Annotated in this window: 22 protein-coding genes and 1 pseudogene; 11 read left to right on the top strand and 12 right to left on the bottom strand. The window is 69.3% G+C overall.

Annotated features, from left to right (window positions below; all coding sequences use genetic code 11):
* Window positions 1-2 precede the first annotated feature (2 nt).
* Window positions 3-740, top strand: a pseudogene (locus G6N48_RS22830) (FAD-dependent oxidoreductase); the annotation flags it as partial.
* 3 nt (window positions 741-743) lie between these two features.
* Window positions 744-1199, top strand: a complete 456-nt coding sequence (locus G6N48_RS22825; RefSeq protein ID WP_085268393.1) for a cupin domain-containing protein — start codon at window positions 744-746, stop codon at window positions 1197-1199.
* A 62-nt stretch (window positions 1200-1261) separates the two neighbouring features.
* On the opposite strand, the gene G6N48_RS22820 is transcribed toward G6N48_RS22825, so the two are convergent.
* A complete protein-coding gene (locus tag G6N48_RS22820) occupies window positions 1262-1471 on the bottom strand; it encodes a VOC family protein (RefSeq protein ID WP_085268392.1) in 210 nt (69 codons plus the stop codon).
* Window positions 1472-1683: 212 nt separating this feature from the next.
* Between G6N48_RS22820 and G6N48_RS22815 the strand changes: the two genes are divergently transcribed.
* Window positions 1684-2154 carry a YbjN domain-containing protein gene (locus tag G6N48_RS22815; protein ID WP_085268391.1) on the top strand — a complete coding sequence of 157 codons (471 nt, stop codon included), beginning with the start codon at window positions 1684-1686 and terminating at the stop codon, window positions 2152-2154.
* Window positions 2155-2161: 7 nt separating this feature from the next.
* On the opposite strand, the gene G6N48_RS22810 is transcribed toward G6N48_RS22815, so the two are convergent.
* On the bottom strand, window positions 2162-3241 hold the full coding sequence (locus G6N48_RS22810) for an NAD-dependent epimerase/dehydratase family protein (protein ID WP_085268390.1): 1080 nt from the start codon (window positions 3239-3241) through the stop codon (window positions 2162-2164).
* 150 nt (window positions 3242-3391) lie between these two features.
* Here G6N48_RS22810 and G6N48_RS22805 point away from each other — a divergent pair, with 150 nt between their 5' ends.
* A complete protein-coding gene (locus G6N48_RS22805) occupies window positions 3392-4207 on the top strand; it encodes a lysophospholipid acyltransferase family protein (RefSeq protein WP_085268389.1) in 816 nt (271 codons plus the stop codon).
* A gap of 23 nt (window positions 4208-4230) precedes the next feature.
* Window positions 4231-5619 carry a WS/DGAT/MGAT family O-acyltransferase gene (locus G6N48_RS22800; RefSeq protein WP_179969903.1) on the top strand — a complete coding sequence of 463 codons (1389 nt, stop codon included), beginning with the start codon at window positions 4231-4233 and terminating at the stop codon, window positions 5617-5619.
* Here the strand turns inward: G6N48_RS22800 and purQ are convergent.
* Window positions 5616-6290: a phosphoribosylformylglycinamidine synthase subunit PurQ gene (gene purQ, locus G6N48_RS22795; RefSeq protein ID WP_085268387.1), complete on the bottom strand. Its 675-nt coding sequence runs from the start codon at window positions 6288-6290 to the stop codon at window positions 5616-5618. The two genes, G6N48_RS22800 and purQ, sit on opposite strands and share 4 nt — an antisense overlap.
* Window positions 6287-6526 (bottom strand): phosphoribosylformylglycinamidine synthase subunit PurS, encoded by a 240-nt coding sequence (gene purS / locus G6N48_RS22790; RefSeq protein WP_085268386.1) that lies wholly within the window; start codon window positions 6524-6526, stop codon window positions 6287-6289. The genes purQ and purS overlap by 4 nt, the downstream gene beginning before the upstream one ends.
* A 111-nt stretch (window positions 6527-6637) precedes the next feature.
* Between purS and G6N48_RS22785 the strand changes: the two genes are divergently transcribed.
* Window positions 6638-7276, top strand: a complete 639-nt coding sequence (locus tag G6N48_RS22785) for an MBL fold metallo-hydrolase (RefSeq protein WP_085268385.1) — start codon at window positions 6638-6640, stop codon at window positions 7274-7276.
* 105 nt (window positions 7277-7381) lie between these two features.
* On the opposite strand, the gene G6N48_RS22780 is transcribed toward G6N48_RS22785, so the two are convergent.
* Window positions 7382-9049: an FAD-binding dehydrogenase gene (locus tag G6N48_RS22780; protein ID WP_085268384.1), complete on the bottom strand. Its 1668-nt coding sequence runs from the start codon at window positions 9047-9049 to the stop codon at window positions 7382-7384.
* A 36-nt stretch (window positions 9050-9085) separates the two neighbouring features.
* Window positions 9086-9790, bottom strand: coding sequence for a DUF2334 domain-containing protein (locus G6N48_RS22775; protein WP_085268383.1), 705 nt, complete (start codon window positions 9788-9790; stop codon window positions 9086-9088).
* 185 nt (window positions 9791-9975) lie between these two features.
* Between G6N48_RS22775 and G6N48_RS22770 the strand changes: the two genes are divergently transcribed.
* Window positions 9976-11580 carry a DHA2 family efflux MFS transporter permease subunit gene (locus G6N48_RS22770; protein WP_372511211.1) on the top strand — a complete coding sequence of 535 codons (1605 nt, stop codon included), beginning with the start codon at window positions 9976-9978 and terminating at the stop codon, window positions 11578-11580.
* Between the two features lie 54 nt (window positions 11581-11634).
* Here G6N48_RS22770 and G6N48_RS22765 read toward each other — a convergent pair whose 3' ends face one another.
* Complete coding sequence (locus G6N48_RS22765) at window positions 11635-13767, bottom strand: S9 family peptidase (protein WP_085268381.1); 2133 nt, start codon at window positions 13765-13767, stop codon at window positions 11635-11637.
* The gene (locus G6N48_RS22760; RefSeq protein ID WP_085268380.1) at window positions 13764-14669 is read right to left on the bottom strand and encodes a phosphoribosylaminoimidazolesuccinocarboxamide synthase; all 906 of its coding nucleotides are present in this window, start codon (window positions 14667-14669) and stop codon (window positions 13764-13766) included. Before G6N48_RS22760 ends, G6N48_RS22765 begins: the two co-directional genes overlap by 4 nt.
* Window positions 14670-14721: 52 nt before the next feature.
* On the opposite strand from G6N48_RS22760, the gene G6N48_RS22755 reads away from it, so the two are divergent.
* Complete coding sequence (locus tag G6N48_RS22755; protein ID WP_085268379.1) at window positions 14722-15342, top strand: hypothetical protein; 621 nt, start codon at window positions 14722-14724, stop codon at window positions 15340-15342.
* Here G6N48_RS22755 and G6N48_RS22750 read toward each other — a convergent pair.
* Window positions 15339-16598 carry a cytochrome P450 gene (locus G6N48_RS22750; protein ID WP_085268378.1) on the bottom strand — a complete coding sequence of 420 codons (1260 nt, stop codon included), beginning with the start codon at window positions 16596-16598 and terminating at the stop codon, window positions 15339-15341. The two genes, G6N48_RS22755 and G6N48_RS22750, sit on opposite strands and share 4 nt — an antisense overlap.
* Window positions 16595-18013 (bottom strand): adenylosuccinate lyase, encoded by a 1419-nt coding sequence (purB, locus tag G6N48_RS22745; RefSeq protein ID WP_085268377.1) that lies wholly within the window; start codon window positions 18011-18013, stop codon window positions 16595-16597. Before purB ends, G6N48_RS22750 begins: the two co-directional genes overlap by 4 nt.
* Before the next feature lie 93 nt (window positions 18014-18106).
* Between purB and G6N48_RS22740 the strand changes: the two genes are divergently transcribed.
* Complete coding sequence (locus G6N48_RS22740; protein ID WP_085268453.1) at window positions 18107-18841, top strand: DUF429 domain-containing protein; 735 nt, start codon at window positions 18107-18109, stop codon at window positions 18839-18841.
* Between the two features lies 1 nt (window position 18842).
* Here the strand turns inward: G6N48_RS22740 and G6N48_RS22735 are convergent, their stop codons facing one another.
* Complete coding sequence (locus G6N48_RS22735; RefSeq protein ID WP_085268376.1) at window positions 18843-19460, bottom strand: TetR/AcrR family transcriptional regulator; 618 nt, start codon at window positions 19458-19460, stop codon at window positions 18843-18845.
* Window positions 19461-19533: 73 nt separating this feature from the next.
* On the opposite strand from G6N48_RS22735, the gene G6N48_RS22730 reads away from it, so the two are divergent.
* Together G6N48_RS22730 and G6N48_RS22725 are read left to right on the top strand one after the other, a co-directional pair.
* Complete coding sequence (locus tag G6N48_RS22730; RefSeq protein ID WP_085268375.1) at window positions 19534-20439, top strand: alpha/beta hydrolase-fold protein; 906 nt, start codon at window positions 19534-19536, stop codon at window positions 20437-20439.
* A gap of 34 nt (window positions 20440-20473) precedes the next feature.
* Window positions 20474-22057, top strand: coding sequence for a gamma-glutamyltransferase family protein (locus tag G6N48_RS22725; protein WP_139825690.1), 1584 nt, complete (start codon window positions 20474-20476; stop codon window positions 22055-22057).
* Here G6N48_RS22725 and purD read toward each other — a convergent pair.
* Window positions 22054-23322 (bottom strand): phosphoribosylamine--glycine ligase, encoded by a 1269-nt coding sequence (gene purD, locus G6N48_RS22720; protein ID WP_085268373.1) that lies wholly within the window; start codon window positions 23320-23322, stop codon window positions 22054-22056. The genes G6N48_RS22725 and purD overlap by 4 nt on opposite strands.
* Window positions 23323-23373 lie beyond the last annotated feature (51 nt).

Below are 23373 nucleotides of genomic sequence, written 5' to 3'. Positions count from 1 at the left end.
GAGTACGAACGAGAGGATTACCCGCCGTGCCAACTGGGCCGGTGGTCCTGGAGCTCGATGACGACTCCGTGTTGGAGGTCGACGAGGTTCTCTTCGCCACCGGCCGGGCACCGCTGACCGACGACATCGGTTTGGAGACGGTGGGATTGACCCCGGGCAGCTGGCTCGACGTGGACGACACGTGCCGGGTGCGCGCGGTCGCCGACGGCTGGCTCTACGCGGCGGGCGATGTCAACCACCGCGCCCTGCTCACCCATCAAGGCAAATACCAGGGACGTGTCGCCGGTGCGGCCATCGGCGCCCGCGCGGCAGGGACGCCGTTGGACACCGCACCGTGGGGCAGGCACGCGACCACCGCCGACCATCACGCGGTGCCGCAGGCCTTCTTCACCGATCCCGAGGCCGCCGCGGTCGGGTTGACTGCGCGGGAGGCCGAGGACGCCGGACACCGCGCCCGCGCCGTCGACGTCGAAAACGGGGACGTGGTGAAGGGAGCGAAGCTCTACGCGCACGGTTACTCCGGCCGGGCGCGGATGGTGGTCGACGAAGAGCGGGGCTGCCTGCTCGGCGTGACGTTGGTGGGCCCGGGCGTCACTGAGCTGCTGCATTCGGCGACCATCGCCGTCGCCGGCCAGGTGCCCGTCGACCGGCTGTGGCACGCAGTGTCCTGCTTCCCGACCATCAGCGAATTGTGGCTGCGGCTTCTCGAGGCGTACCGGGACGCCGGGGCGAATAATTGAGTCATGGCGACCTCAGACGGATTCCACCCGGACCTCGACGACGCGCCGACGGAAGTCACGCGTGATCGCGTGCACCACGTCAAGGCGTCGCAGATCAGCTCCGACACCGCTCAGTCGGAGGGCCTGCGGCGATTCGCCGCGCTGTCCGGCCGGTCGGTGGGCGCCGAGAAGATCTGGATGGGCGAAACGCACGCCTTACCGAGATCCGCGTCGGACAACCATCACCACGGTGAGTCGGAGACCGCGATCTATGTGCGAAGCGGCAACCCGGAGTTCGTCTTTCACGACGGCGTGCAGGAGGTTCGCATCACCGCCGCGCCCGGCGACTACGTCTTCATCCCGCCGTTCCTGCCGCACCGGGAGGAAAACCCCGACCCCGACACCACCGCCGAGGTCGTGATCGCGCGCAGCTCCCAGGAGGCGATCGTGGTCAATCTGCCCGAGCTTTACCCGCTTTGATTCCCTCGACCGGCGCTGTCTGACGCATCCCCGATGCCACGCAGGCTGACGTCGGAGTCCGGTCAGTACGCCACTATCTCGATGAGATTGCCGTCGACGTCCCGGCAGTAGTGCGACGTCATCTTCTGGTTCCCGAACCGCAGGGCGGTCCTGCCGGAAGTCCCCAAGGTCTCCCGTTGCATGCCGAGATCCCGCTCGTACCAGGACGCGGTGGCATCGACGCCGGTGCAATTGAGCACGATGTGGTCGAACCGTTCTACCTCGAAGCCCATCTCAACCCCTTGCCGGTCGCCTAGTCGCACCGTCGAAGCGCCGCAGTAATCCGAACGCCTGAACGACGTCGGCTTCGCGGCACGGCGTCGGGGAGCCGCCCGCGTACTGCACTGAGCGGCGCGCGAGGCCTCAGGAAAATCTCAACAGATTCTTCGGAACCTCATCGCCTGGCTCAAAGGATCCGCAAAGCCGCTGGCGCCAACATCCTCTCATGACCGGCGAGCCCCTCTGTGTGGACTTGATCGAACGCTACCTGCGCACCCGCGGACGCCGATACTTCCGCGGCCACCACGACGGCGAGTTCTTCTTCGTCGCCGAAGCGCAGCCCAGGCGGCTGCACGTCCATCTCGAGATCTCCCCGTCGCACGACGACGTGCTGATCGTCCGCGTCGCCCCGGGGTGCTTCTTCCCCGCCGTCGACCGCCCGTGGCTTGCCCACTTCTCGGAGCGGTGGAGCCGCCTGGACCGCGGCGTCACCGCCGTCGTGCACGACTCCTCCGATCCCCAGCGGATCGGTGTGGTGGCGCGCACATCACAGTGGATTCCCGCCGACGTCCCGTTCGAGGATTTCGCGACCTTCGTCGACCGCACCATCGCGGCCGCGACCGAGCTGTTCGCGGCGTTGCACCAAATCACCGAATTGCCTTCGGCGACAGGGCCCTTGGTGCGTGACGCCGGCTGAGCCGAGCTCAGATGGCTGCCGGCCCCACGACGTCGGGCCGCGGGTCGCCCAGCCCGGCCCGGATCGCACCCCAGGGGTCGGCGTAAGGCCCGGGCGAATGCCGATAGGCGGCACGACGTTTGAGGAACTGCCGCGCCAGCGGTGAGGCCAACCGCATCGGGTACCGTCGCCACCCCGCGGCGGCCCGCATCTCCTCGAGCATGTCCGGCCAGGTGTGCCGCTGGAATCGCAGCGCCTGCTGGGCGCGCCCGGTGTCCATCCAGTCGGTGACGAACCAGTCGTCGTCGCTGTCGGGATTGCCCGGCCGCCCCCCGGGAAGCGCGTCGATGAGTCCCCGCGCGGCGGCCAGGGCATTGCCGATGTCGCCCTGCTCGAGCAGGTGTGAGCTGTCACCGCCGATCAGCAGGGTCTCCCCGACGACGTCGGCGGTGGCCGCGGCGGCGAACGCAAGCGCGACGTCGCGGACGTCGACGGTGTGGATGCGGCCGTCGATGGGCAGGGCGCTCTCGAAGAACAACGCATCGGCACTGAAGGGCATGGCACCGGGTTCGACGCTTATCACCCCGGCCAGCCGCAGAATCACCCAATCGAGATCCGAGGACCGGATGGCCCGCTCGGCCTCGGCCTTGTGCGCGCCGTAAAGCTCGGCCGGCATCATCGGGGAGTCGGCTCGCAGCAGGCCGTGGTGCCGGTGCGGGTTGCGGGCGCCGTACACGGCGTTGCTCGACGCCTGGACGAAGCGCACGGGGTGCGGGCTCGACCGAGCCGCCCGCAGCAACGCGGCCGTGGCGTCGACGTTGACGCGGCGCCCCAGCGCCGGCCGGCGGTAGATCAGCGGCGGGATCATCGCCGCCAGGTGCACGATCACGGTCGGTGTCGTTTCGGCGATCAACCGCTCCACCTCGCCGCCGTCGGTGAGGTCCGCCCAGCGCGCCTCGGTGCCGGGCGGCAGCGCCCCGGCGGCCTTGCGCTGGGCGGCGGTGCCCAGGTCTGTGGCGATGACGCGGTGGCCATCGGCGGCCAGCCGTGGCACGGTCTGCGAGCCGACGAGCCCGAATCCCCCGGTCACCAGAACTGTCTCGGACATCCCCCTCCGATGCGCGGTTCGTCCACAGCAAACGGATATGACATTCTCTAATGCGGAGAGTAGCATATCCAGAATCGTCAGGTTTGAGACCGGCGTCACACCGGCAATAACATTCGCGTTGACTCGACCGGCAGATCGTGGGGGCGGACCATGAAGGACGTCACGGGCACGGCGGCCGACAATCAGGAGACCCGCAAGTGGGATCCCGCGTTCACCCAGCAGGTCAAGAACGCGGTCGGGCCGCTGGTCAGGCGGTGGTATCGCGCTGAGGTCAAGAACCTGTCCCACATTCCGCCGGCCGGCGGGGCGCTGGTGGTCTCCAACCACTCGGGCGGCATGCTCACCCCCGACGTGCTGATCTTCGCGTCGGCGTTCTACGAAGAGTTCGGCTACGACCGCCCCATCTACACGCTGGCGCACTACGGGGTGTTCATCGGCCCGATGGACGGCTGGCTGCGCCGCATGGGTGTCATCGAGGCGAGCCGCGAAAATGCAGCCGCAGCATTGCATTCCGGCGCGGTGGTGCTGGTCTTCCCGGGCGGTGACTACGACTCCTACCGCCCCACGCTCAGCGCGAACACCATCGACTTCAACGGCCGCACCGGTTACGTGCGGACGGCCATCGAGGCCGGGGTTCCGATCGTGCCCACGGTGTCGATCGGCGCCCAGGAGACCCAGCTGTTCTTGACCCGCGGCAATTGGCTGGCCCGCAAGCTGGGTCTGACCAAAGCCCGGATGGACATCCTGCCGGTCAGCTTCGGATTCCCGTTCGGGCTGAGCGTGATCTTCCCGCCCAATCTGCCGCTGCCGGCCAAGATCGTCACCGAAGTGCTCGAACCGATCGACGTCACCGCCCGCTTCGGCAACGATCCCGACGTCGACGAGGTCGACGCACATGTGCGCTCGGTAATGGAGGCCGCGCTCAAACGGCTGGCCGCTCAGCGCCGATTCCCCGTGCTCGGTTGAAGCGTCGGCAAAGCGGGTGCCATGTGAAAAGACTCAACGGCATGGACGCGATGCTGCTCTACAGCGAAACGCCCAACCTGCACACACACACGCTCAAGGTGGCGGTCATCGACCCGTCCGGCGCCGACGGCGACTTCGGGTTCGACGCATTCCGCCGGCACGTACGCCGGCGGCTGCACCTGCTGGAACCGCTGCGCTACAAGCTCGTCGACATTCCCTGGCAGCTGCACCACCCGATGTGGCAGGAGGACTGCGACGTCGACCTCGACTACCACCTTCGGCGGGTTGAGGTGCCCGGGCCGGGAGGCCGGCGAGAACTCGACGCCGTAATCGGCGAGGTGGCCTCGACACCGCTGGACCGTGGTCGGCCGCTGTGGGAATTCCATTTCGCCGAAGGGCTTTCCGGGGGCCGGTGCGCGTTGATCGGCAAAATCCATCACGCGCTGGCCGACGGCGTCGCCTCGGTCAACCTGTTGTCGCGCGCGATGGACCTCGAGGACGGGCCCGCGACCAGCGAGCGCGACAACGACGAGGCGGGCATCACCGCGTCGCCGGGCGACCTGCTGCGCGCCGCCGCGCGCGACCATGCCCGGCAGGTGGCCGAACTGCCGGGGCTGATCACAAACGCCGCGGTGGGCATGGCGCGGGTCCGCCGCCGCTCGAAGGAGCGCGGAAGCAATCCCGACCTGGCCGAGGCGTTCGACGCGCCACCGACATTCCTCAACCACGTCGTGTCGCCGCGGCGACGCTTCGCCAGCGCGACGCTGCCACTACCCGCCGCTAAGGCGACGGCCAAGGCGCTGGGCATCACGATGAACGACCTGATTCTCGCGATCGCGGCCGGTGGCCTGCGCAAGCTGCTGCTGGACTACGACGGCACGGCAGACCGACCACTCATCGCGTCGGTGCCGACGGCCACCGACAAGTCGGAGAGGATCACCGGCAACGCGATCAGCGGCCTGATGATCTCGCTGCCGGTACACGTCGCCGACGCCGCCGAACGCGCGCGACTCGTGGCGCTCGCGACCCGCATCGCCAAGGAGGACCACGAGGTCATGGGCCCGCAGCTGTACGGGCGGATGATGGCCTATTTGCCGACCGCGTTGGCCCCGGCGGCGTTTCGCTGGCTGGGGCGGCGCGACATCCCCAACAAGCTGATGAACGTGGCGGTGTCCAGCGTGGTGGGGCCCCGCGAGCGCGGGCACTTCGGCGGCGCGCCGGTCACCGAGATCTACTCGACCGGGGTGCTCTCGCCGGGCGCGCCGGTCAACATCACCGTGTGGAGCTACGTCGGTCAGCTCGGCGTCGCGGTGCTCACCGACGACCTGACGTTCAAGGACCCGCACGACGCGACGGACTCCCTGATCGCCTCGTTTGCCGAATTACGGGCTGCCGCAGGCGTTTCGGTCTAAGCCACGAGAACGGCGTCGAGCGCCGAGTAAAACAGCCCGAGTCCGTCTTCGGACGGGCCCGTCAGGGCTTCGATGGCGTGCTCGGGATGCGGCATCAGCCCGACGACGCGCCCGTTCTCTGAGCTCACCCCCGCGATGTCGTGCAACGAGCCGTTGACGTTCTCGTGGTAGCGGAACACCACCCGGCCCTCGCCCTCCAGTCGCTCGAGAACCTCGGCGGGGGCAACGTAGCGGCCCTCGCCGGACTTCAGCGGCACCAGCAGGTCGGCGTCGGGCTCGAACCGTGACGTCCACGCCGTCGAGGTCGACGCCACCCGCAGCCATACGTCGCGGCAGACGAAGTGCAGACCCACGTTGCGGGTGAGCGCCCCCGGCAGCAGTCCCGCCTCGCAAAGCACTTGAAAACCGTTGCAAATCCCCAACACCGGCATGCCGCGTCGCGCGGCGTCGACGACCTCGCCCATCACCGGGGCGAATTTCGCGATCGCGCCGCACCGCAGGTAGTCGCCATAGGAGAAGCCGCCGGGCACCACCACGGCGTCGACGCCCTTGAGATCGGCATCGGCATGCCACAGGTTGACCGCCTCGGCGCCAACCCGCCGCGCCGCGCGGGCGGCGTCCACATCGTCCAGCGTCCCCGGGAAGGTGATGATGCCGATCCGGGCCGTCACGACGTCTCCCGGGTGATGGTCCAGTCTTCGATCACCGTGTTGGCCAGCAGCGTCTCGGCAATCTCGGCCAGGACCGCGTCGTCGACCGAGTCGTCGACCTCGAGCTCAAACCTCTTGCCCTGCCTGACGTCTGCGATGCCGGGGTGGCCCAGACGGCCCAGCGCACCGACAATCGCCTGGCCCTGCGGGTCGAGAATCTCCCCTTTGGGCATCACGTTAACGACCACCCGGGCCACTGGCGCTCCTCCTCAACTCTGTCCCGGCGACAACTCTACCGGCGATCGCATCCGCGGCCACGTTAGCTGTGCCGGCGCGCGGACTCGCCCGCGCGGGGCACAATCGAGGGCATGCAACTGACCCATTTCGGACATTCCTGCATACTCGCCGAATTCGACAACACCAAGGTGCTCTTCGACCCGGGGACCTTCGCGCATGGGTTCGAGGGCATCACCGGCCTGACCGCCATCCTGATCACCCACCAGCACCCCGACCACGTCGACCCCGCGCGGCTGCCGGCGCTCATCGAGGGCAACCCGGGCGCCGCCCTCTACACCGACTCGCAGACCGCGGCACAGCTCGACGCCCCCTTCCAGGTGGTCCACGTCGGCGACGAGCTCACGGTCGGCGAGCTGAAGATCCGCGCGCTCGGCGGCAAACACGCCGTGATCCACCCTGACCTGCCCGTGATCGAGAACATCTCCTATGTGGTCGACGAGGGAGACCGCCGCGCCCGGCTGATGCATCCCGGCGATGCGCTGTTCGTCCCCGACGAGCCGGTGGACGTGCTGGCCGCGCCGGCGGCCGCGCCGTGGATGAAGATCTCCGAGGCGATCGACTATCTGCGCACGGTGGCACCGGCCCACGCGGTCCCCATCCACCAGGGCGTCGTCGCCCCCGACGCGCTGGGCATCTATTACGGCCGGTTCACCGAGATGACCGACACCGACTTCCAGGTGCTCCCGGAAGAGAGCGCCGTCGCGTTCTAGCCGGGCGAAGCGGGTCGCCGCCATCGGCACCAGCGGCGATCGCGAGCGCGGCGCAGCCGGGCGAAGCGGGTCGCCGCCATCAAAACCAGCGGCGATCGCGAGACGTCACGCGATGTCGTCGGCGGCGCCGCGGCCCGCGGCGCGCCCGGAGAAGATGCAGCCGCCGAGGAACGTGCCCTCCAGCGCGCGGTAACCGTGCACACCGCCGCCGCCGAACCCGGCTACCTCACCCGCCGCGTACAGGCCGCTCAGCGGGGTGCCGTCGGCCTTGAGCACGCGCGCGCCGAGGTCGGTTTCGATGCCGCCCAATGTCTTTCGCGTCAGGATGTGAAGTTTGACTGCGATCAGCGGCCCGGCTTTCGGGTCGGTGAGCCGATGCGGCGCCACCACCCGGCCCAGCCGGTCGCCCAGGTAGTTACGGGCGGCGCGGATGGCGGTGACCTGGCCGTCCTTGCTGTACTTGTTGGCCACCTCCCGATCGCGAGCGGTGACAGCGGCCTCCACCGTCGCGTAGTCCAGCGGCGTCACGTCGGGCAGCTTGTTCATGGCGGTCACCAACTCGCGCAACGAGTTGGCGCTGACGAAATCCACGCCCCTGTCCACGAAAGCCTGCACCGGTCCCGGCGGGCCGGACCGCGCACGGTTGCGAACCAGCTCGCGCACGCTCTGCCCCGTCAGGTCCGGGTTCTGCTCCTGGCCCGACAGCGCAAATTCCTTCTCGATGATCCTGGAGTCCAACACGAACCACGTGTAGTCATGACCGGACTTGGTGATGTACTCCAGCGTGCCGAGGGTGTCGAAACCGGGATACAGCGGGACGGGTAGCCGCTTGCCCTCCGCGTCCAGCCACAGCGACGACGGGCCGGGGATGATCCGGATCCCGTGCAGTGGCCAGACCGGGTCGTAGTTGGTGATGCCCTCGGTGTAGTGCCACATCCGGTCGGGGTTGATCACCCGGGCGCCGGCCCTCTCGGAGATGCCGATCATCCTTCCGTCGACGTGAGCCGGCACGCCGCTGAGCAGCTGATCGGGGACGCGGCCCATCCGCTTCGGCCAGTTCTTGCGCACCAGATCGTGGTTGCCGCCGATGCCGCCGCTGGTCACGATGATCGCCGGGGCGCGAAACTCGAACTGCCCGATGCCATTACGCGACGACGGAACTCCTCGCGCCGCGGTGCACGGTTCGAGCACCGTGCCGCGGACGCCGGTCACCGCGCCGCCCTCGACGATCAACTCGTCGACCTGATGGCGGTGCGCGAAGCGCACGGTCGAGCGGTCCCGCAGCCGGCGGGCGAAGATGTCGACCAGCGCCGGCCCCGTGCCCCAGGTGATGTGGAAGCGGGGCACCGAGTTGCCATGCCCCTGCGCGTCGTAGCCGCCGCGCTCGGCCCAACCCACCAGAGGGAATATCTTCAGACCCCGGGCGCGCAGCCAGCTGCGCTTCTCCCCGGCCGCGAAATCGACGTAGGCGTGCGCCCATTGACTTGGCCAGTAGTCCTCGGGCCGATCGAACGCCGCGGTGCCCAGCCAGTCCTGCAGGGCCAGTTCGTGGCTGTCGTGGATGCCCAGCCGGCGCTGCTCGGGGCTGTCGACGAAGAACAGGCCACCGAACGACCAGAAGGCCTGCCCACCCAGGTTGGCGCTGTTCTCCTGATCAAGGATCAGCACCCGAAGGCCACGGTCCACCAATTCGCAGGCCGCCACCAGGCCCGACAGGCCGGCACCGACGATGATCGCGTCAGCGCCGAAACCTGTGGCCGAAGAATCGCTCATGCTCGACCAGGGTAGTGACCGCGGCCGGCGAGTCGATCAGGCGGCGTCGAGAACCGCCCTGTCGCGCCGCCAGCTGTACACCGCCGGAGTGCAGCCGTGCATCAGGGACAGGTCGACGGCATCCACCATCGCCTGCAGCGGCCCGGGCTTGCGCAGGTGACGAGCGGCTACCGCAACGCGGACGACGCCGCCGCGACGGGCGATCCGCTCGGCGGACAGCACCACCATCCGGCACCACCAGGGCTCGGTGAGGAAGCCCTCGCCGATGCCCAGCACCCGGGATCGCACGGTGTTGTGCCGCACCAGGTCGGTGATGCCGTGCAGGTCGGCGAGCAAACGAAAACCGTTGTCGGGCAACGCCTTGACGACACCCGGTGACACCACCCAGCCGGGGGCCGCGAACAATCTGGTGCGAAGTCCGAGGTGTTCGAGCACCCGGTCGGCTCCCTTGAGCCGCAGGCCGGCCTCGTGGGCCCGCAGGATCGCGAATTCGCCACGACGTTTCTTGGTGGCCGCGTCGTCGTAGCCGTGCAGCACGATGGCGTCGCCGCCGGCCCGGCGGCCCGTGAGCCATTCGACGGTGCGGGGGTCGCGATCGAGCCGGTAGTCGCCGGACAGGCGGGGGGCCACCAGCAACGACACCGGCACCTTGCGGGCGTCCATCTGCGCGCAGAACGCTTCGACGTCGGCCAGGGTCCTATCACCGATCCCTGAGACCGAAACGATCAAATTTCCAGACACACCAGCAGTTTGCCGATGCCAGGTGTCGGGACAGTAAAGGACACGCAGACAGCAGGCGTATATCCACATGGCCGATACGCTGGTAAAACAGCCGTCGAACCGAGCCGCCGCCGCGCCCACCGGCCGCCGGTGAGCCCACCGGAGGGGAACAGCTCATCCGGCCCGACGCGCGGGATCGGTTCGATATGCTAAGCAACGCCATGGACAAGGCCCCTTCCGCAGCGGCCGAGACTGCGCTGCCCGCCGCCCCGATGCCCGCGCGCGACTACCCCGACGGGCTCGACGCCGCGCTGCTGCGGATCTCCGGGGTGTGCATTCTGGCCACGGTGATGGCGATCCTGGACGTCACCGTCGTCAGCGTGGCGCAGCGCACCTTCATAGAACAGTTCGGGTCCACCCAGGCCGTCGTCGCGTGGACGATGACCGGCTACACGCTGGCGCTGACGGCGGTGATCCCGGTGACGGGATGGGCGGCGGACCGGTTCGGCACCAAGCGGCTGTTCATCTGGTCGGTGCTGGCCTTCACGCTCGGCTCGTTGCTGTGTGCGGTGGCGCCGGGCATTCTCATGCTGATCGTCTTCCGGGTGGTGCAGGGCATCGGGGGCGGCATGCTGCTGCCGCTGGGGTTCATCATCCTGACCCGCGAAGCGGGCCCGCGGCGGCTGGGCCGCCTGATGTCCATCCTGAGCATCCCGATGCTGCTCGCCCCCATCGGCGGCCCCATCCTGGGCGGCTGGCTGATCGACCTCACCGGCTGGCGGTGGATCTTCCTGATCAATCTGCCCTTCGGCCTGATCACCGCGCTACTCGCGTGGCTGGTGTTCGAAAGAGACGCCCCGGCAGGGTCGGAGACGTTCGACCTCGTCGGCGTGCTGCTGCTCTCGCCCGGCCTGGCGACGTTCCTGTTCGCGGTGTCGTCCATCCCGGGCCGCGGCACGGTGGCCGACCGCCACGTGCTGATACCGGCGGCCATCGGCCTGACGCTCATCGCCGCCTTCGTCGCGCACGCCTGGTACCGGGCGCACCATCCGCTCATCGACCTGCGGCTGTTCGGCAACCGGGTGCTCACGCAGGCCAACCTGACCATGCTGGTCTTCGCCATCGCCTTCTTCGGCGCGGGCCTGCTGCTCCCCAGCTATTTCCAGCAGGTGCTGCATTACACCCCGATGCAGGCCGGCGTGCATATGATCCCGCAGGGGCTCGGTGCGATGGTGACGATGCGGCTGGCCGGGCGGATCGTGGACCGGCAGGGTCCGGGCAAGATCGTGCTGGTCGGCATCGCGTTGATCACCGTGGGACTGGGCGCGTTCACCTTCGGCGTCTTCCGCCAGGTCGACTACCGGCCCATGCTGCTGGTGGGCCTGGCGGTCATGGGGCTGGGCATGGGCTGCACCATGATGCCGCTCTCGGTCGCATCGGTGCAGTCGCTGACCCCGCCCCAGATCGCGCGCGGGACAACGCTGATCAGCGTCAGCCAGCAGGTGGGCGGCTCGGTGGGCACCGCCCTGATGTCGGTGATCCTGACCAACCAGTTCAACCGGAGCCAGAACATCGTCGCGGCGAACAAGATCGCGGCGCTCAAGCAGAGGGCCGCCGAAGGCGCGGTGTCCGTCGACGGATCCGCCATGCCCCGCGAGTCGATGGCTCCGGGCTTCGCGGGCAACGTGATTCACGACCTGTCACACGCCTACACCGCGGTGTTCGCGATCGCCGTCGTGCTGGTGATCTCCACGTTCATCCCCGCCTGGTTTTTGCCGAAGCAACCGCCAGATCTGACCGTCGCCGAATAGCGCGGTCACTTTCCACGGCTGCCGCTACCCCGTTGCACCGCCGCCGAGCCGCTGTTACTGGACGCGGCCGTAGCGGTCGGGTTCGGCCGCGGCGAGTAGCCAGGCGTATTGGAATGCGGCCTCCTGCCACGCCTTGTAGCGGCCGCTCACCCCGCCGTGTCCGGCGTTCATCTGGGTCTTCAGCAGGATCGGATTGCCGTCGGTGTTGGCGTGCCGCAGCGCCGCGACCCACTTGGCCGGCTCGACGTAGTAGACCCTGGTGTCGTGCAGGGACGTCATCGCCAGGATGGCCGGGTAGCGCTTCGACTCGACGTTCTCGTACGGCGAATAGGACTTCATGTAGGAGTAGACGTCCTTGTCGTGCAACGGGTTTCCCCACTCGTCCCATTCGGTGACCGTCAAGGGCAGGGAAGGGTCGAGGATGGTGGTCAGCGGGTCGACGAAAGGAACCTGCGCCAGGATTCCGGCGAAGAGGTCCGGCGCCAGATTGGCCACCGCTCCCATGAGCAGGCCGCCCGCGCTGCCGCCCAGCGCCACCAGGTGCCGGGGCTGGGTGACTCCGGAGTCCACCAGGTGTCGGGCCACCGCGATGAAGTCGGTGAACGTGTTCCGCTTGTCCAGCAGCTTGCCGCGTTCGTACCAGAGCCGGCCCATCTCGCCGCCGCCGCGGACGTGGGCGATCGCGAAGACCATGCCGCGGTCCAGCAGCGACAACCGCGCGATGGAGAAGCTGGGGTCGGTGCATATCTCGTAGGCGCCGTAGCCGTAAAGCAGCGCGGGCGCTGGGAGTTCGATGCCGGCACGGTGCACGATCGACACCGGGATGCGGGCACCGTCGTCGGCGACCGCCCAGTCGCGGCGTTCGACGTAGTCGGCGGGCGAGTAACCGCCCAGGACCGGTTGCTCGCGCAGCAGGATGCGCTGCCCGGTGGCGAGGTCGACGTCGTAGACGCGGGCCGGGATGACAAGCGAACCCGCCCTGATCCGCAGCTTGGGCGCGTCCCAGTTCGGGTTGCCCGCCAAGCCGGTCGACATCAGCTCTGAGTCGAACGAAAGCTCTTCGGGTTCGCCGTAATTCCCGTCGTCATCGATGCGCCACACCTGAAGCCGCGGCAACGCCTCGCGCCGGTAGCTGACCACCAGGTGCCGGGCGAAGGCGTCCACCGCGTCGAGGCGGACGTCGTCGCGGTGCGGGATCAGGGTGCGCTGCTGCGTGGGATCGCTGACCGGTGCCTCCGTCAGCGTGAAGTTCACCGCACCGTCGTTGTGCAGGATCAGGAACCGGTCCCGGCCCCCGACCACAACGTGTTCCACCGAATACTCGACGCCCTCGCGCCGGGGCAGCACGACGGTGAATTGTGCGTGGGGGTCGGCGGAGTCGGCGTAGCGGATCTCGGAGGTGACGGCGGACCCCGAGGCAATGAAGATGTAAGCCTCGCTGCGAGTCATCCCGACGCCGAGCCAGAACCGCTCGTCGGGCTCGTGGTACACCAGCTCCGACGGCTCGCCGGAGCCGAGGCGGTATCGCCACACCTTGTCCGGCCGGTGGGCCGTGTCCAGCGTCTGGTAGTACACGGTGCGGTTGTCGGCCGCCCAGGTCGCCCCCGCCCCGATGTCGGCGATCTCGTCGGGATAGAGCTCGCCCGAGCGTAAGTCCTTGAACCGCAACGTGTAACGCTCGTCACCGATGACGTCGACGGAGTAGGCCAGCAGGTTGCCGTCCAGGGTCACCGTGGCAGCGCCGAGCGAGAAGAACTCGTGGCCCTGCGCTTCGGCGTTCGAGTCCAGCAGGATCTGCTCGCCGGGTATGTCGGTGTCCTCGTCCAGGGCGGGCGGCGCCCAGTCGTCGGGACCCGTTATCGGACAGCGGCACTGGACGCGGTACTGCTTGCCTTCGAAGGTGCGCGCGTAGTACCACCAGTCGCCCTGACGGGTCGGCACCGACAGGTCCGTCTCCTTGGTACGTGCCTTGATCTCGTCGAAGATCTTCTGCCGCAACGGTTCCAGGCCGGCGGTCATGCGGTCGGCGTAGTCGTTCTCCGCCTCGAGGTAGGCGATGACGTCGGGATTGTCCTTGTCGCGAAGCCACTCGTAGGGGTCGACGAAGACATCCCCGTGGTGCTCACGGCGGGTCTCGACCCGCTTGGCGACGGGCGGAACCGGCACCCGCAGCGCTGATTCAGTCACGCGGCCGGGCCGATCCAGTCATCGAACCGGAGGCCGGAGATGCGTTCGTAAGCCTCGACATAGCGGTCACGGGTCGCCTCGATGATCGGGGCGGGAAGCGGTGGCGGGGGCTGGGAGCCGTAGCGGTCCCAGCCGGACTCGGGGCTGGTCAGCCAGTTGCGCACGAACTGCTTGTCGAAACTGGTCTGCACCACGCCGGCGCGGTAATCCGCGGCCGGCCAGTATCGCGACGAATCCGGAGTGAAGATCTCGTCGGCGAGCAACAGATTGCCGTCGCGGTCGGTGCCGAATTCGAATTTGGTGTCGGCGATGATGATTCCCCTCTTCAGGGCGTGATCTGCGGCATGGACATAGATCTTCAGCGTACGGTCGCGCAGCTGGTTGGCGCGCACCCCACCGAGCATCTCGACCACGCGGGCGAACGGGATGTTCTCGTCGTGATCGCCGAGCGCGGCCTTCGTCGCGGGAGTGAACAGCGGTTCGGCGAACCTGCTCGCCTCGACCAGCCCGGGCGGCAGCGGGATTCCGCAGACTCCTCCGGTCGCCTGATAGTCGAGCAGTCCCGAGCCGGTCAGGTAGCCGCGGGCCACACATTCCACCGGCATCATCTCGAGCCGGCGCGCGACCATCGCACGGCCGAGCACCTCGTCGGGGATGCGTGGGTCGTCCGGGCCCCCCGCCAGGTGGTTCGGGGCCTGAACAAGATCGGAGACCAGGCCGAAGAAGAAGAAGCTCATCGCCGTGAGGATGCGGCCCTTGTCCGGGATGGTGCTGTCCAGGACGTAGTCGTACGCCGAGATCCGGTCGCTCGCGACCAGCAGCAGGTGCTCGTCATCGATCCGGTAGAGCTCGCGAACCTTGCCGCTGGCCAGATGCCGGTAATCGGACAGTGCGGGACGCATCGGGTCAGCCTATCCGGCTCTCGCGGACGTGGCTTGTGCTGGGATCGGGGCTATGACATCGCGGTTTTTGCCCTACTCCACCCGGCCCGGCCGGCTGCTGGCCCAGCTGTTCAGCGATTTCGCCGTCCTGGTGTGGACGGCGCTGTGGCTGCTCGTCGGCCTGGCCGTGTACGACGCCATCTCGACCATCGCCGAAGCCGGGCGGCAGGTCGAGGACGGCGCCCGCGGGATCGCCGGCAACCTGGCTTCGGCGGGCCACAGCGCGCAACACATTCCGCTGGTGGGAGATCAGGTAAGCACCCCGCTCACCTCCGCGGCCGACGCCGCGCTCGGCCTCGCCGGCGCCGGCCACAACCTGGACACCACCGCGAGCTGGCTGGCGGTCCTGCTCGCGATCACGGTTGCGGCGCTCCCGATCCTGGTCGCGGTCGGGCCGTGGCTTTTCCTGCGGCTCCGGTTCTTCCGGCGCAAGCTGACGGTGAGCGCCCTGGCCGCCACTCCGGCCGGCGAGCAGCTACTGGCCCTGCGGGCCCTGACCAACCGGCCGCCGGGCAAGCTGGCCGAGGTGGGCGCTGACCCGGTGGGTGGTTGGCGCCGCGAGGATCCTGTGACCATCCGGGCACTGGCCGCACTGGAGCTGCGCTCGGCCGGCATTCGGATTCGGCGGCGCTAAGGGCCGCCAAGCAGTTCGACGACCAGATGCCGGATGCCGGTGTGCCGATTGCTGCGGGTCCATTCGACCGGCCGCACCACCCGCACCGCACCGAAGCGCGACAGCAACTCCTCGAACAGCACCCGCAGCTCCAGCCGGGCCAGGTTGGCCCCCAGGCAGTAGTGCACGCCCTGCCCGAATCCCAGATGCGGGTTGGGTTTCCGGGCGATGTCGAACTCGTCGGCGCGGTCGAAAACGGCGGCGTCGCGGTTGGCCGAACCCTCCCAGACTTGGATCTTCTGGCCCGCCGCGATCTCGTGTCCGCCGAGCGTGACGTCCCGGGTGGCGGTGCGCCGCTTCGACGGCGACGGCGACGTCCACCGGACCATCTCCTCGACCGCCGTCGGCAGCTCGCCGAGGTCGGCGCGCAGCGCGCGAAGCTGCTCCGGGTGCTCGGCCAGCGCCAGCAGCCCGCCTGCGACCGCGTTGCGGGTGGTCTCGGCGCCGGCGCTGAACAGCAGGCTGAAGAACAGGTACAGCTCTAGGTCCGACAGCGACGGCGCATCGGCATCGTCGAGCGTGGCGTTCGCGACCACCGACAGCATGTCGTCCGTCGGCTCGGCACGCTTGGCGGCGATCAGCCGCTGACCGTAGGCGTACATGCGGGAGCCGGCCTCTTCGGCCGAGAGTTGGGACAGCGAAGCTTTGCGTGAACCACCGAAGTCGAACTGCGGCTCGATGGCCTCGAACAACCAATGCCGTTCCGACTCCGGCACGCCCAGCAGGATGCAGATCATCTGCATTGGCAGCTCGGCGGCGATGTCGACCAGGAAGTCGAACGGCTCGCCGGGGACCACGTCGTCGAGCAACCGGCGCGCCCGCGTGCGCAGGTCGTCCTCGACCAGACCGATCATCCGCGGCGTCAGCCCAGAGCTGACCAGCCGCCGGATCTGCGAATGGCGCGGGTCGTCCATCATGTTGAGCACCTGGCCCGCGATGGCGAGGTCTTGCAGCAGGGTGCCCCCGTAGGGCCGCGCCCCGCCCGTGACCGACGAGTACGTCGCCGGATCCCGCAGCACCGCAAGCGTTTCCGGATATGTCGCGACCGACCAGAAGCCTTCGCCGTCAGGGGTGTTCTCCGTCGGCTCGTGCCAGTACACCGGCGCCTCGCGCCGGTGCAGGGCGAAGAGCTCGTGCGGGAAACCGTTGGCGAAGTTGTCCAGGTCGGTGAAGTCGACTCCCGCGAGCGCCTCGGCTCGATAACCTACCGGGCTCACAGGATCGCGCCCGGCGTGTACTTGGCGGCGTCCGGGTAGCGACTCACCAACTCCCCCACCGCCCGGGCCACCTCGTCGACCTGGTCGCCCGCAGCCCCCGTGAACGCCTGCTTGTCGGCCAGCGCGGCGTGCAACGCCGCCCTGTCCAGCGGCAGCCGCTCGTCGGCGGCCAACCGGTCGAGCAGGTCGGGTTCGGCCCCGCGTTCGCGCATCGCCAGCGCCGTCGCGACCGCGTGTTCGCGGATCACGTGATGCGCTGCCTCGCGGCCCATCCCCGCGCGCACCGCAGCCATGAGAACCTTGGTGGTGGCCAGAAACGGCAGATACCGGTCCAGCTCGCGGCCGATCACGGCCGGGTAGGCGCCGAACTCGTCTAGCACCGTCAGGAACGTCTCGATCTGCCCGTCGACGGCGAAGAAGCTGTCCGGCAAGGCAACCCGCCGTACCACCGAGCAGAACACGTCGCCCTCGTTCCATTGCGCCCCGGCGAGCTCGGCGGCCATCGAGGCGTAGCCGCGCAACACCACCTGCAGACCGTTGACCCGTTCGCAGCTGCGGGTGTTCATCTTGTGCGGCATCGCCGACGAGCCGACCTGACCCGGTGCGAACCCCTCGGTGACCAGCTCGTGCCCGGCCATCAGCCGGATGGTGTGGGCCATCGACGACGGGCCGGCGCCCAACTGCACCAGCGCGGATAACACGTCGTGGTCCAGCGAGCGCGGATACACCTGGCCGACGCTGGTCAAAACCGTTGTGAATCCCAGGAATTCGGCGACGCGCCGCTCGAGTTCGGCCAGCTTGTCGGCGTCGCCGTCCATCAGGTCGAGCATGTCCTGGGCCGTGCCCATCGGGCCCTTGATGCCGCGCAGCGGGTAGCGGTCGATCAGCTCCCGCAGCCGGGCCAGCGCGACCAGCACTTCCTGCGCGGCCGAGGCGAACCGCTTGCCCAGGGTGGTGGCTTGTGCGGCCACATTGTGGCTGCGCCCGGCCATCACCAGGTCGCGATAGGTCACCGCCCGCTCGGCCAGCCGCGCCGCCACGGCCACCCCGTGGGAGAAGACCAGTTCCAGGGACCGCCGCACCTGCAGCTGCTCGACGTTCTCGGTCAGGTCCCGACTGGTCATTCCCTTGTGGACCTGCTCGTGGCCGGCCAGCGCGTTGAACTCCTCGATGCGGGCCTTGACGTCGTGGCGCAGGGTCCGTTCGCGGGCCGCGATCGAGCCCAGGTCGACGTCCTCGAGCACCCGCTCGTAGGCGGCGACCGCGTCGGGCGGCACCGCGACACCCAGCTCCGCCTGTGCGCGCAGCACCGCCAGCCACAGCCGCCGCTCGGCGACGATCTTGGCCTCGGGTGACCAGATCGCCACCATCTCGGCGCTGGCATACCGGTTGGCCAGCACGTTCGGAATGCTCACCCGGTCAGCTTATCCACCGCGCGACTGTGCGGTGACAACGCATTTTCGAAGGTGGTGGCGTCCGCGGTCGCGGTCCCACGGCACACTTCAACGGTGTACTTCGCCGGCGTGGACCTGGCGTGGGCCGGACGCAACCCGACCGGCGTGGCGGTCGTCGAGCCCGGCGGCTGCCTGGTGAGCGCCGGCGCGGTCCGCGAGGACCACGAGATCCTCGCCGCGCTCGGCCCATACGTGCAGGGCGACTGCGTCGTCGGGTTCGATGCGCCGCTGGTGGTGACCAACCCCACGGGCACGCGGCCGGCCGAGACCGCACTCAACCGCGACTTTCGCCGCTTCGAAGCCGGCACCCATCCCGCCAACACCGGAAAGCCCGAGTTCGCCGACGGTCCGCGCGGCGGCCGGCTGGCCGCGTCGCTGGGCCTTGACATCGACCCCCGCTCACCGGCCACGCGGCGCGCCCTGGAGGTCTACCCGCACGCGGCGACGGTCGCGCTGTTCGGATTGGAACGCACGCTGAAATACAAGGCCAAGCCCGGCCGCACCCTCGAACGGCTCAGATCCGAACTGCTGCTGTTGATGGACGGCGTAGAGCGCCTGGCCTGCGCCGACGTGCCGTTGCGCGTCCGGGACCATCCCGACTGGATCGGCCTGCGGGATCAGGTGACGGCGGCGCAACGCAAGAGCGAGCTGCGCCGCGCCGAGGATCCGATCGATGCCGTCGTCTGCGCCTACGTGGCGCTCTACTTCTGGCGCAAACCGGCCGCCGTCACGATCTACGGGAACCTGGCAACCGGATACATCGTCACGCCGTCGTTGCCCGGCAGCTAGCTCAGATTCGGACCGGCCGCTGATCGATGGGCGCCAGCACGTCGATCAGGTCGACGACCGTCGCCAGCGCCGCCGTTCGCGGGTCGCCGCCTTCCACCAGGGCGGACACCACCGAGCCGTCGACCGCGCAGATCAATGTGCACACCAGTTCGATGCGCACCGACCGGCCCGACCGTTCGATGGCCTCGGCCACCGCCTCCGCGCGCTGCCGCAGGCTGCGGCGCATGGTCTCGCGCAGGGCGGGCAGGCGGGTGCAGGCGATGTGCCGCTCATAACGCGAGATCAGGTGATCGGTCAGTCCCGGCCCCGAGACGTCCCCCACCAGCAGGTCAACCAACACCTCGGCGGTGGTCTCGGGTCCCCGGCGGCGCCGCGACAGCGCGGTGACCCGCGCCCGCAGCTGGGCCACCTCGATCATCCCGATGTGCTCGACCGCCCGGGCGATCAGATCGTCCAGAGAAGAGAAGTAATAGGTGGTAGAGGCCAGTGGCAGGCCGGCGCGGCGGGCGACCGCCCGATGCCGCACCGCTTCGAATCCGCCCTCGGCAAGCAGCTCGGCGGCGGCGCTCACGAGCGCATACCGTCGACGCTCCCCTTTGGGAGTAACTGCTGCAGTCACGAGAAGCCATCGTGCCAGTCAAAGTGGTACTGCATTGCCATTTTCGCCAAACGGCTGACCAATCGCACATGGCATGATGGCCCGCATGCCCGACTTGAGCCGCCGCGCCGTGCTCGGCCTCGGCGCGAGCGCCGCAGCCGGCGCGGTCGGTGCCTACGCACTCGACATTCTGTTCGAACCACGAACGTCGCAGGCCATGCCGCTCCCGGCCCCAGCCGGCACGCAGGCGCCGCCCGCGCCCCGGGAGCCCGCCCCGGCAGGCCCGCCCGCGCCGACCATGGTGACCGGCTCCTTCGTGTCGGCGGCGCGGGGCGGCGCCGGCACCAACTGGGCGATCGCGCGGCCGCCCGGCCAGACGAAGGCGCTGCGGCCGGTCATCGCGTTGCACGGCAAAGGCAGCGACGCGGCCACCGTGATGGCCGGGGGCGTCGAGCAGGGCCTGGCGCAGGCCGTCGACGCCGGGCTGCCACCGTTCGCGGTGGTGGCCGTCGACGGCGGCGGCAGCTACTGGCACAAGCGGGCCTCCGGCGAGGACAGCGGCGCCATGGTGCTCGACGAGCTCATCCCCATGTTGAGCGGCCAGAATTTGGACACCTCGCGGGTGGCGTTCCTGGGTTGGTCGATGGGCGGCTACGGCGCGCTGCTGCTCGGCGGCCGGCTGGGCCCGGCACGCACCGCCGCGATCTGCGCGGTGAGCCCGGCGCTGTGGATGTCCTCGGGCGCCGCGGCGCCCGGCGCCTTCGACGGGCCCGACGACTTCGCGGCGAACTCGGTGTTCGGCATGCCCGCGCTGGGGTCGATCCCGATCCGGGTTGACTGCGGCGACAGCGACCCGTTCTACTCCGCGACGAAGCAGTTCATCGCCCAGCTGCCCAACCCGCCCGCGGGCGGATTCTCACCCGGCGGGCACAACGCAGAGTTCTGGAGCTCGCAGCTGCCCGCCGAGATCGCCTGGTTGGCGCCGCTGCTCACGGCCTGACGGGTTCGGGAACGCAGCGCCTACTCTCGCGGGTGTGAGGATGCCGTTCGATTGGGATCTCCCCTATGCCTGGCCCCGCAGGCCCGTTCTCGCAGCGAACGTGGTGTGCACGTCCCAGCCGCTGGCCGCGCAGGCGGGTCTGCGGATGCTCGCGGAGGGAGGCAGCGCGGTCGACGCGGCCATCGCCACCGCCATCACTCTGACCTTGGTGGAGCCGGTGTCCAACGGCATCGGCTCGGACGCCTTCGCCATCGTCTGGGACGGCGAGCGGCTGCACGGCCTGAACGCGTCGGGCCGCGCGCCGGCGGCTTGGACCCCGGACTACTTCGGCGACAACGGGGTTCCCGCAGTGGGCTGGAACTCGGTGACCGTGCCCGGCGCTGTGTCGGCGTGGGCGGAGCTGCACGCCAAATTCGGAAAGCTGCCGTTCGACCGGCTCTTCGAACCGGCGATCTGCTACGGCCGAAACGGGTTTCTCGTGTCGCCCACCGTCGCGCAGCAGTGGGCGGCGCAGGCGCCGCTCTTCGCCGACCAGCCCGGGTTCGCCGCGGCGTTCCTGCCGTCCGGGCGCGCGCCGAAGCCCGGCGAGCGGTTCTGGTTCCCCGACCATGCGGCCACGCTCGAAAAGATCGCCGCGACCGGCGGCGAGGCGTTCTACCGCGGCGAACTGGCCACCCGGCTCGAGGCGCACGCGTGCGCCCATGGCGGCGCCATGCGGGCCGCCGACCTGGCCGCCCATCGCCCGGACTGGGTCGGCACGATCAGCGGCACCTACCGCGGCTACACCGTGCACGAAATCCCGCCCAACGGCCAGGGGATCGTGGCCCTGATCGCCCTGGGGATCCTCGAGCATTTCGACATGAGCTCGTCGCCGACCGACTCCGCCGACAGCGTGCATCTGCAGATCGAAGCGCTGAAGCTGGCTTTCGCCGACGCGCAGGCCTATGTCGCCGACATCGACCACATGCCGTTGGACCCCGCACGGCTGCTGGACCGGGAGTACCTGAAGCAGCGCGCCGCATCGATCGATCCGAAGCGCGCCGCGACCGCGACCGCGGGCAGCCCTGGTGGGGGCACCGTGTATCTGACCGCCGCCGACGGCGCCGGGATGATGGTCTCGATGATTCAGTCCAATTACATGGGCTTCGGATCGGGCGTCGTGGTCACCGGCGCCGGCATCTCGCTGCAGAATCGTGGCGCGAATTTCGTTTCACAGCAGGGTCATCCGAACACAGTGGGCCCGCGCAAGCGGCCCTATCACACGATCATTCCCGGTTTCGTGACGAAGGACGGCGTCCCGGTGATGAGTTTCGGGGTGATGGGCGGGACGATGCAGCCACAGGGCCATGTGCAGGTGATGTCGCGCATCGCCGACCACGGGCAGAACCCCCAGGCGGCGTGCGACGGCCCGCGGTTCCGGTGGGTGCAGGGCCTGCAGGTCAGCTGCGAGAAGGGATTCCCGCCGTCGACGCTCGACGAACTGCGCAGCCGGGGACACGACCTGGTTGCGGTCGACGACTACAACCAGTTCGGCAGCTGCCAGGCGATCTGGCGGCTCGACGGCGGCTACCTCGCGGCCAGCGATCCGCGGCGCGACGGGCTGGCCGCGGGATATTAGACCCGGACCTTGCCCTCGGCCGCCAGCAAGGCGATGTCGCTGCGGAAGTGGCTGCCGGGCAGTCGAACCGATCCCAGGATGTCGTAGGCGCGCGCGCGTGCGGCGGTGAGGTCGACGCCGGTGCCGACCACCGACAGCACCCGCCCACCCGACGAGACGATCTCGCCGTCGTCGCGCCGGGTCGTTCCCGCGTGCAGCACCCCGTCGGCTTCCGAGCCGACGACGACGTCCCCCACGCGGGGGCGTCCGGGGTAGCTTTCCGCCGCCAGCACCACCGTGACGGCGGCGCCGCCGCGCCAGCGCAGCTCGCCGAAGTCGGCCAGGGCGCCGGTGCTCGCGGCGTAGAGCAGCTGCCCCAGCGGTGACTCGAGCAGGGCCAGCACGGCCTGGGTCTCGGGATCACCGAAGCGGCAGTTGAATTCGACGACTGCCGGACCTCGCTCGGTGATCGCCAGGCCCACATACAGCAACCCGCTGAACGAGCTTCCGCGCCGGACCATTTCGGCCGCAACCGGTTCGACGATGTCGTGCACGATGCCGCGGTAGACGTCGTCGGGGAGCCAGGGCACGGGCGCGTAGGCGCCCATGCCGCCGGTATTCGGTCCGGTGTCGCCGTCGCCGACCCGTTTGAAGTCCTGGGCCGGTAGCAGCGGCACCACCGTGTGGCCATCGACGACGCAGAACAGTGACACCTCGGGCCCGTCCAGGAACGACTCGAGCAGCACAGGGTGGCCGGCTTCCAGCAACCCGGCGGCGTGCGCGCGCGCGACCTCGCGGTCCGCCGTCACCACCACGCCCTTGCCGGCCGCCAGTCGGTCGTCTTTGACCACCCAGGCCGGGTCGCCCGACGGGGGGCCGAACCTGTCCAGGGCGGCATCCAGAAGCGCTGGGCTGTCGACTATTTCGGTGTTCGCCGTCCGCACCCCGGCGGCGGCCATGACCTCCTTGGCGAAGGCCTTGGATCCCTCGATGCGGGCGGCGTCCTTCCCGGGCCCGAAGCAGGCGATGCCGGCTGCGCGCACGGCGTCGGCCACCCCCAGCACCAGGGGGACTTCGGGACCGATGACCACCATGTCGGCCCGCACCTCTTGCGCCAGCGCTACGACGCCGTCCCCCGAGGTGATGTCGACCTCGTGTTGCTCGGCGAGGCGGGCGGTGCCGGCGTTGCCGGGTGCGACGGCCAGCCCGGTGACCTGCGGGTCGTCGCGAAGCGCGAGCAACAGCGCATGTTCACGGGCACCGGAACCGATTACCAGGACGCGCACGACAGGTCAGACTAGCCGGGCTGCGGGCGCTCGCATACAGCAGGCGGGCAC

The organism is Mycobacterium parmense (assembly GCF_010730575.1).
GTDB classification, from domain to species: Bacteria; Actinomycetota; Actinomycetes; order Mycobacteriales; family Mycobacteriaceae; genus Mycobacterium; species Mycobacterium parmense.
Note: the sequence above shows the minus strand (reverse complement) of the source record. Positions and strands in the feature narration are given on the sequence as shown.